This is a genomic window from Streptomyces soli (assembly GCF_003999195.1).
GTDB classification, from domain to species: Bacteria; Actinomycetota; Actinomycetes; order Streptomycetales; family Streptomycetaceae; genus Actinacidiphila; species Actinacidiphila soli.
Genome location: NZ_RJVR01000403.1, coordinates 1 through 3,811, shown reverse-complemented (window position 1 = coordinate 3,811; position 3,811 = coordinate 1). Strand labels below are relative to the sequence as shown.

Here is a 3,811-nt window from a genome sequence, read left to right as displayed (position 1 = left end):
ATCCCGCTCGACGACCCGCCGGCCGAGCCGCCCCTGCCATCCAACCGGCCCCTCCGACCCGCACCGTCCAGCCAAGACCGTCTGCGTTCCGTTGGTGGCCTTGAAGGGAGACTCCTACCGTCTCAAAGACCGCGACATCGGCCGCACGCCGAGCGCGGCGACCGGGTGAACCAACCCAACAGACGGGGTCAAAAGTAACCGACCCCAAAGGGGTCCAGGTTCAGAGACCGCCGACACTCCTCGATGCGAACTACAGGCGGCACGGTCGCTGAGGTCTCTACAGCTGGTCAATCGGTTGCCTGAGGTTGGTGACGGTCGGCTGCGGTTGGTGAGGTTGCTGTACGTTGCTGCTGTACCGCAGTCATAGCCTCATCTGTCACACCTGATGGCGCCTGTCGCTAATCCAGTCCGCGATCACGCCAGCTACGACACGTTGATGCCGTACTCCTGGACCAGCCCTTCAAGGCCACCCGCGTATCCTTTGCCTCCGATGACGAAGTCCCAGTCGCCACCGGCGCGACGGCGGAAGGAACCCAGAACCAAGGCGGTCTCACCGGAGCGGCCATCGGAGACAGGCAGGCGGTCGAGTTCAGCTCCAGAGGTGTCCAACAGCCGGATACTGGCGTCGGTGAAGCCGGACAGGTCTGCCTGTGGATTGACCGATGGATCGATTGCGGCGACAAGGACGAGCCGGTCAGCTCTCGTGGGCAACGCATCAAACGCCACTCGAATCGCGGCTTTGTCCGGCGACTTGCTGGTCACCGCGCGTACCGAACCATCAGGGGTCCGGGGGTTGTTGAAAAACACGAAGTGGTCATCACTCAACACGCGGTTCCCATGGCACACCAGAGCGCACACGTCCAAGGCAACGTTCCCCGACCATGACATGCCCAGGACATTATGATCAGCACTCAGGTCGGCCGCATCCGGGGCTGTCTGCCGTGGGTGCACTCCGTGCCCACCGTGGCCCAGCCGGCCTCGTAGCCCGTGGCGGTGCAGCAGGTCGACCAACTCGCCGCCCGACACCAACTCTAGCGGCTTGCCGTTGGCGAACGTATGCGAGCCAGGGCCGAAGCCGGAGGTGGTGACCAGGACACCCTTGTTGGCGCCGGCGTCCTGAACGGTGCCGTACAAGTCGCGAACTGCCGTCGGGGGCACGGTGTTGCGGTACCGCTTCACCTGCACGACGATCTTGCCGCCTCGGATCGGTGTCGGATCCATCGCGTCGACGTCCACTCCGCCGTCGTTCGAGCGCTGCGTCATCACTGCTTGCATCCCCATGGCACGGAATAGATCCGCGACGAGCGACTCGAACGCGATCGGATCCATCTCGTACAGATCCGGCTCCTCCTCGTCTCCGTGCGAGACAACGCCGCCCCCGACATCGCTGGGTATTCGTCCCGGCCGTACCGCCGCGCGCTGCTCGGGACGCGTGGACAGCTGTCCCCGAAGCCCATCGACCAGGCAGTCCACAGCATTCACCTGCTTCAGATTCAGCCCGCCGAAGGCTGAGCGAGCAGCCATGACAGTGGCTAGGAAGACATGGGTTCGTCTGCCGGTCGCCGGGTCGTGGTCGTCCACGAAACCGTTCAGCGCAACCGAATATCAAGTACGCCGAACTCATCCGCTGCGAAGAGTTCGCGCAGAGTCAGCAGAACGCACTGCGCGAGCACGTCCCGATACAGCGCCCGGCGCTGCGCAGCAGGGCGGGCTGTTTCCTTGTCTTGATCGGCGGTAGGCATGTATCGCACGGATTTCGTCTCCGGAACGATGTCGTACTTCGGCAGCTCCCAATTCAGTACCAGTTGGCGTGCCGCCGAGTCGTACCCGGCGGACACTTGACGCGGCAGATCTTCCGGCCATGCTGTGGAGGCGTACAGAGCCGCCGAAAAATACTCCACCGCCGTGTCGGGATGCCCATCGCGAAGTCCTGCTGCCATCTCCTCGATGCCAGCGTTGTGCCGGCGAATCTCCGCCAGCTGAGCGTTGGCCCACCGGTCGTACTGCTGTCTGTACGCCGCCAACTGCTGCTGACGCTGGGCCTCCGCAGCCTGGGCTGCTTGCCAGTCACGCTCGAACCGTGCCCGCGCCTCTTCCTGCGCCTGAGCCCGGCGGTTCGCCGCGAGCGTCCAGCCGCCGCTCTGGGCCTGGTACTGGCTCGGGTCCGGCATCGGGACGGGGGAGGCGAGTTGGCCGGGGGCGAATGCCTCAATCTGTTCAGTACGAGTGAGCAACGCCGTCCTGAACTCCGGAGCCCGGCATCCAGCAGCCAACAGGCTCGTCAAGGCCAGGACCCGCGCGTCCAGCTCCTCTGTCCGCCGCCTCGCGTCCCCTTCCCTGTGCTGCCTGTACGCAGCCTGCTGTTCGCGTTGACTGCGGGCGAGATCACGTTCGTACGCCCGCTGCTGTCGCTCCTGCTCACGCTGATACTGCGTTCGCACCCGACGCTGCGCTTCCTGCTGCCGTTGCTGCTGGCGCTGCGCCTCGGCCCAGACACCGATCAACCCGTTGGAGCGACGACTCATGCAGTACAGGCCCTCCCCTAGGGACTTCGGCGTCCCCCAAACCGCGCGCTGGCCCCACAACCAGCGGTAATGGGACGACTCTAGTCCGTAAGGCGACGAGTCGGCAGAGGCCCTTCCAACCTCTGAAACGGACTGAGGCCCAAGCGAGGGAAGCAACCCCTCACTTGGGCCTCAGCCAGGGTGTGGATCCGGCCTCTTCGTCCCGAAGCAATGTGGGTACCTTCACGACCTGCGGTCTCACCTGGGGTTAAGGTGCGCGAACAGTCCCCCAATGTCCGTGGACGTAGGTCTAAGTACGGTCCATTGTAGCGCAGTTAGACACTCAGCCTGAGCTTCCATCGACCAGGCGCGAGCCCGCGTTGCCGTAGGTGCACGCTTTCCAAGTCTGTTGGTCCACGTCAGCAAGCTGTGCACGGACGTTCATCGGCGTCCGAAGCAGTTCGGCGGTCTGGTTCAGCGCCGCTGCCGTGCACCAGCGGACACTCCTGAACGTTGGCGAATGAGACGGAAACTGAGACGGACGGTCCATCACGTCGGCCCCGTCGACTGACGCGCCATGCCTGGAATCCCGCCTCAGGAATTCGATCGGCCCCGTATGACTTGCCGGCCCGGACACTGGGCCAGCAACGCGGACCTACGGTCGCGGCTCCGATTCCAGGAAGAGGCTGATCTCGTCGGCGAGGTTGCGCATGTCCTCTCCCGGGGCATGAGCGGTGGTCACTTCGAAGCGCCATTCTTCCGACGGAGGACGGTCGTGCAGGCCCCAGGTCAGATACACGGAACGCCCGGAGTGTCGCGCAGAGAGCGTTAGGTCACCTTCCAGTGATCGCCAGGTTCGGAGACCTTCCCATCCGCGGAAGTCTTCCGCCAGCTCGGCCAGGAAAACGTCAAGACCGTCGCCGTCCAGTGTTCGGACCGAAACCTCTACGCTCACCAACTCGCTGCGCGCTGTGACCAGGAAGTCCAGCACTGGATCATCCACGATGTCCGGGTAGGCACGCGCCAGCTCGTGGAAACGCAACTCGATCCCGCCGCCGACGCGGACAACCCGGCTCTCATCGTCTTCCCCAAGCATGTGCGCAGGCTATAGCCCGGCAGGCAGGATGCCAGGCGTTATGACCCTTGCCAAGGAGATGGCGAGCCAGGTCAGGACGATCCACCCCGAACAGGCGGGACGGTCGCTGAGGTGCAAACATTCAGTGCGAGCGCGCGGTGTGACGGTTCTTGGCGTGGGGTGACGGCCGGTGACCGGTGGTCAGCGGCTGGTGGGGCGGGGTGGTCAAGTG

General features: G+C 64.5%; 1 protein-coding gene and 1 pseudogene. Both read right to left on the bottom strand.

Annotated elements, in window-relative coordinates:
- Positions 1-423 precede the first annotated feature (423 nt).
- Positions 424-2,525 (bottom strand): annotated as a pseudogene (locus tag EFK10_RS46540) (restriction endonuclease).
- A gap of 634 nt (positions 2,526-3,159) precedes the next feature.
- Complete coding sequence (locus EFK10_RS46535; RefSeq protein WP_240677900.1) at positions 3,160-3,600, bottom strand: DUF6228 family protein; 441 nt, start codon at positions 3,598-3,600, stop codon at positions 3,160-3,162.
- Positions 3,601-3,811 lie beyond the last annotated feature (211 nt).